General features: G+C 68.9%; 3 protein-coding genes and 1 pseudogene. 3 read left to right on the top strand and 1 reads right to left on the bottom strand.

The genetic code is table 11. The annotated features are described in order from the left end of the window. Window positions 1-70: 70 nt before the first annotated feature. From ACFU99_RS31865 to ACFU99_RS31855, 3 genes are all read left to right on the top strand, one after another. Window positions 71-757: a FadR/GntR family transcriptional regulator gene (locus tag ACFU99_RS31865; RefSeq protein ID WP_384398635.1), complete on the top strand. Its 687-nt coding sequence runs from the start codon at window positions 71-73 to the stop codon at window positions 755-757. A 277-nt stretch (window positions 758-1,034) separates the two neighbouring features. Beyond that, the gene (locus ACFU99_RS31860; RefSeq protein WP_384398633.1) at window positions 1,035-2,921 is read left to right on the top strand and encodes a glycosyltransferase family 2 protein; all 1,887 of its coding nucleotides are present in this window, start codon (window positions 1,035-1,037) and stop codon (window positions 2,919-2,921) included. Then, window positions 2,918-4,873 (top strand): galactose oxidase-like domain-containing protein, encoded by a 1,956-nt coding sequence (locus ACFU99_RS31855; protein ID WP_384398632.1) that lies wholly within the window; start codon window positions 2,918-2,920, stop codon window positions 4,871-4,873. The genes ACFU99_RS31860 and ACFU99_RS31855 overlap by 4 nt, the downstream gene beginning before the upstream one ends. On the opposite strand, the pseudogene ACFU99_RS31850 reads toward ACFU99_RS31855, so the two are convergent. Next, a pseudogene (locus ACFU99_RS31850) lies at window positions 4,845-5,291 on the bottom strand (hypothetical protein); the annotation flags it as partial. The gene ACFU99_RS31855 and the pseudogene ACFU99_RS31850 sit on opposite strands and share 29 nt — an antisense overlap.

Raw genomic sequence — 5,291 nt, 5'->3', positions numbered from 1 at the left:
GTCTTTGTCCCTGTTCACAGCCCGGCCTTTATCCCTGTTCACATCGGAGGCAGCGGTGCACAGTCGCGGGATGGCGAACGATATCCAGGAACGCATCAAGAAGCTGATCATCGACCGGCGGCTCCCCTCCGGCGCCCCGCTGCCCACCGAGACCGAGCTGATGGAGCTGCTCGGCGTGAGCCGGAACTCGGTGCGCGAGGCGCAGAAGGCGCTCCAGGCGATGGGGATCGTCGAGATCCGGCACGGTTTCGGCACCTATGTGGGCCCCATGACCGTGGCCCCGATGATCGAGGGCCTGATCTTCCGCACCGTCGCCGGGCACTACCGCGGCGAGGACGATCTGCTCCGGCTCCTCGAACTGCGCGAGGCCGTGGAGACCGGCCTGATAGCCCGGCTCGCGGGCCGGGTGCCGGCGGGCGAACTGGCCGAACTCGACCTGCTGGTGGGCCGGATGGAGGAGGAGGCCGCCGCCGGGGCCGTACGGGCGGAGACCGACCGCGCCTTCCACGCGACGCTCTACCGCGGCCTGGACAACCCGTTGCTGAGCGAGGTCCTGGAGGCGTTCTGGGTCGCCTTCCACCGGGTGCGCACGGATCTGGTCGAGCTGCGTGCGGACCCCGCGGTCACCTGCGCGCAGCACCGGGAGATCCTCGCGGCGGTGCGCTCGGGTGACGCCGTACGAGCGGAAGCGGCCATCCGTGACCACTTTGGCAACATCCGTACACGACTTGGCTCAGCGCACCGCTTTGCCCGGTAAACACCTCGTATCACCCTTGCGATCATGTGGCGGGGTCGGGGACCCTTGCCTGGCGTCATTGGCTCCCACGGCTCCAATGAGGCTGCACAGCACCCGAGTTGGGGAATCTCGGGACATTCGCACAGGGGGGATTCCGGTGGCGGAAGGGGCCGCCGGGAGACGGTCGTCGCGCGTCGTGCCCAGGTGGCGGCCGACACGGACGAGCCCGCGCGGTCGAGGGGGACCCACAGGGCTCGGAAACTGACACGCAGCCAGCATGCGTGCGGGGGGATGACTCATGACGTCGACGCCTACCGGCGCCCGGCACGATGATCAACAGGCATACGACCCGTCCGCGACGACCAGACTGCGCATACCGGGCCCGCACCAGGACCCGCACCGCACCGGCTCCAACAGGCTCCCGGCGCAGCTCCGCCGGCGGCCCCCGTCGCGCTACGACTACGAGCACTACAGCCGGCTCGCCGGGCCGCTGACCAAGCCCGACCCGGACCGCCCGTACCGGGTCCGCTACCGCAGCCTGCTCGCGGACGAACCGCACCGGATACGCGCGGCGCTGCTGCTCGGCGGCGCCCCCGTCGTCTCGCTCGCCCTGCTGCTGTGGCTGATGCAGCCCGCGCACTGGACCGAACGGGATCACGCGACCACCTCCATGAAGGTCCTCGACACCGTGATGCTGGTGTCGATCGGTCTGATCGAGCTGTTCCGCACGATGAACGTCACCTCCAACGCGCACGCGACGCTGGTGGCCCGCGACCCGATCCCGGTGGTGCCCGAGACCGGCACCAAGGTCGCCTTCCTCACCTCGTTCGTGCCCGGCAAGGAGCCGATCGAGATGGTGACGAAGACCCTGGAGGCGGCCGTACACCTGCGCCACCGGGGGCAGTTGCACGTATGGCTGCTGGACGAGGGCGACGACCCGGAGGTCAAGGAGGTCTGCCGGCGGCTCGGCGTGCACCACTTCTCCCGCAAGGGCGTCGAGAAGTGGAACCGGCCCAAGGGGCCGCACCGCGCGAAGACCAAGCACGGCAACTACAACGCCTGGCTCGACGCGCACGGCGACGACTACGACTTCTTCGCCTCCGTCGACACCGACCATGTGCCGCTGCCGAACTTCCTGGAGCGGATGCTGGGTTACTTCCGCGACCCCGACATCGCCTTCGTCGTCGGGCCGCAGGTCTACGGCAACTACGAGGCGGCCGTCACCAAGGCCGCCGAGAGCCAGCAGTTCCTCTTCCACGCCCTGATCCAGCGGGCGGGCAACCGCTACGGCGCGCCCATGTTCGTCGGCACCAACAACGCCGTGCGCATCAGCGCCCTCAAGGGCATCGGCGGCCTCTACGACTCGATCACCGAGGACATGGCCACCGGCTTCGAGCTGCACCGGCACCGCAATCCGGGAACGGGCCGCAAGTGGCGCTCGGTCTACACGCCGGACGTGCTCGCCGTCGGCGAGGGGCCGAACGCGTGGACGGACTTCTTCACCCAGCAGCTGCGCTGGTCGCGCGGCACGTACGAGACGATCCTCAAGCAGTTCTGGAAGGGCCCCTTCACGCTGTCGCCGGGCAAGCTCCTCAACTACACGCTGATGGTCATCTACTACCCGATGACGGCGGTCAACTGGGTGCTCGGCGGCCTGAGCTGCGCGCTCTTCCTGGGGCTGGGAGCATCCGGCATCCAGATCAACTCCCAGGTCTGGATGATGCTCTACAGCGACGCCGCGGCCCTCCAGATCGGGCTCTACATCTGGAACCGCCGCCACAACGTCTCGCCCCACGAGCCCGAGGGCTCGGGCGGCCTGGCGGGCATGGTGATGTCCGCGCTCTCCGCGCCGATCTACGCCCGTTCGCTGATGGACGCGGTGCTGCGCCGCAGGAGCACGTTCGTGGTGACGCCCAAGGGCGACTCGGCCAGCCCCGACACGCTGTTCGGCACCTTCCGGGTGCACCTCTTCTTCGTGCTGGTCTTCGGCGGCTCCCTGGTCTCCTCGTTCGTGCTCGGCCATACGCACGTGGCGATGCGGACCTGGGCCACGCTGGCGCTGCTGATCACGGTGGCCCCGATCCTGGCCTGGGCGTGGACGCTGCGCCGCGGCAGGCGCGAGCGGCCCGGCCGCGGCGACCCGGACCAGACCGCCCAGCTCGCCCTCAAAGGATCCGACATATGAAGTACCGTCCGAGCCGCCGTACCCGCCGGATAGCCATCGGAGGGGCGGCGGTCCTCGTGCTGGCCGGGCTGAACGGCCCGGCCATCTGGGGCTTCGCCTCCGAGAAATACCACGACTACAAGATCAACCAGCCGGGGTACAAGGCGGACAACGGCCACTGGAACGTGGTCGACGTGCCCAAGAAGTACAAGATCAACACTATTCACGCGGCGCTGCTGCACACCGGCAAGGTGCTGCTCGTCGCGGGCTCCGGCAACAACGCGGCCAACTTCAAGGCCAAGTCCTTCCGTACGGTCCTGTGGGACCCGGAGAAGAACACCTTCAAGAACATCCCCACCCCCAAGGACCTCTTCTGCGCCGGGCACACCCAGCTCCCGGACGGCAAGCTGCTGGTCGCGGGCGGCACGCAGCGCTACGAGAAGCTGGGCGGCGACGTCACCCGCGCGGGCGGCCTGATGATCGTCCACAACGAGGACCCGGACAAGCCGAAGACCTTCCCGGCGGGCACGGTCTTCACGGGCAAGGCGACCGGCAAGTCCTTCGAGTCCAAGGACAACCTGCTGGTGCCCCGCGCGAAGAAGACCGCGGACCCCAAGACCGGCAAGGTCACCGTCACGGCCAGCACGGCGCGCGTCTATGTGGAGGCCCTTCAAAAGGGGCCCGAGCACGAGACCGGGCTCACCGACAACTACACGATCAAGGGCCTGACCGGCGCGGACGCCCGTAACTTCTACGGCATCGCCAACAAGCTGTCCTTCGACAAGAAGGACTTCCAGGGGATAAAGGACTCTTACGAGTTCGACCCGGTCTCCGAGCGCTACATCACCGTCGACCCGATGAACGAGGCCCGCTGGTACCCGACGCTGACCACCCTCCAGGACGGCAAGGTGCTCTCCGTCTCCGGCCTCGACGAGATCGGCCAGGTGGTCCCCGGCAAGAACGAGATCTACGACCCGAAGACCAAGAAGTGGACGTACCTGCCCAAGCAGCGGTTCTTCCCGACCTACCCCGCCCTCTTCCTCACCGACCAGGGCAAGATCTTCTACACCGGCTCCAACGCCGGGTACGGGCCCGCCGACCAGGGGCGTGCGCCCGGCATCTGGGACCTGAAGTCCAACGCCTTCAAGACCGTGCCCGGCATGAGCGACCCGGACGCGCTGGAGACGTCGATGTCGGTGCTGCTGCCGCCCGCGCAGGACCAGCGGTACATGGTGCTCGGCGGCGGCGGGGTCGGCGAGGACCAGAAGTCGACCGCCAAGACCCGCATCGTGGACCTGCACGCGAAGGACCCGCGCTTCAAGGACGGCCCCGACCTGTACGCGAAGGCCCGCTACCCCAGCAGCGTGATCCTCCCCGACGACACCGTGCTGACCACCAACGGCTCCGGCGACTACCGGGGCCGCAGCGACTCCAACGTCCTCAAGGCCGAGATCTACGATCCGAAGACCAACCGGAAGCGCTCCGTCGCCGACCCGCTGGTCGGCCGCAACTACCACTCGGGCGCGCTGCTGCTGCCCGACGGACGCGTCATGACCTTCGGCTCCGACTCCCTCTTCGGCGACAAGGACAACACCAAGCCCGCCACGTTCCAGCAGCAGATCGACCTCTACACCCCGCCGTACCTCTACAACGACTCGCGCCCGGACCTCAAGGACACCGGCGAGCGGCCGCGGACAGTGCGGCTGGGCGGCAAGGCCACCTTCAAAACCAGCCATGCCGCGACGATCCGCAAGGCCCGCCTGATCCGGCCGGGCTCCTTCACGCATGTGACCAACATCGAGCAGCGCTCGATCGCCCTCGACTACACCAAAACCGCGGACAGCGTCACGGTCACGCTGCCCAAGGACCCCTCGCTGGTGCCGCCGGGCTATTACATGGTCAATGTCGTGGACGACCAGGGCACGCCCTCGAAGGCGGTGTGGCTCAAGGTCCCGGAAGCCGCTGATCGGTGAGGTGCGGCTCGCCGAGCCGGGGCTGCGCCGGCCGGCGGGCCGAGAGCTTGCGGTCGAGGAACCCCCGCCGGTCCGGCAGCCGGTGGCCGCTCGCGTGGCGGGCGGGCGGCGGCCGGTCCGCGAGGAGTACGGGCAGCCCGGCCTGCTCCAGCGCGAACAGCCGCAGCAGGGGGTGGAAGCGGTAGCGGCCGGGGGCCGGCGACTCCAGGAGCTGGGCGTCCACCAGCCGTTCCAGCACCGGTTCCGCCTCCTGCGCCGCCCGGTACGTGCGGCGCGCCGCCTCCTCCGCGGTCAGCTCGCCCTCGGCCTCGGCGAGCACCGGCAGCATCTCGGCGGCCAGCTGGTCCGCCTCGCCCCCGTCGAGCAGCGACTGGTAGCCCGCCTCGAAGGTGAAGCGGACCCGCAGATCGGCGTACTC

It is taken from the genome of Streptomyces sp. NPDC057654 (genome assembly GCF_042800135.1).
Lineage (GTDB): Bacteria > Actinomycetota > Actinomycetes > Streptomycetales > Streptomycetaceae > Streptomyces.
Note: the sequence above shows the minus strand (reverse complement) of the source record. Positions and strands in the feature narration are given on the sequence as shown.

Bases quoted from the DNA above. Each gene is read 5' to 3' on its own strand.
- ACFU99_RS31865 (WP_384398635.1), top strand. From the start codon at position 71: ATGGCGAACGATATCCAGGAACGCATCAAGAAGCTGATCATCGACCGG.
- ACFU99_RS31860 (WP_384398633.1), top strand. From the start codon at position 1,035: ATGACGTCGACGCCTACCGGCGCCCGGCACGATGATCAACAGGCATAC.
- ACFU99_RS31855 (WP_384398632.1), top strand. From the start codon at position 2,918: ATGAAGTACCGTCCGAGCCGCCGTACCCGCCGGATAGCCATCGGAGGG.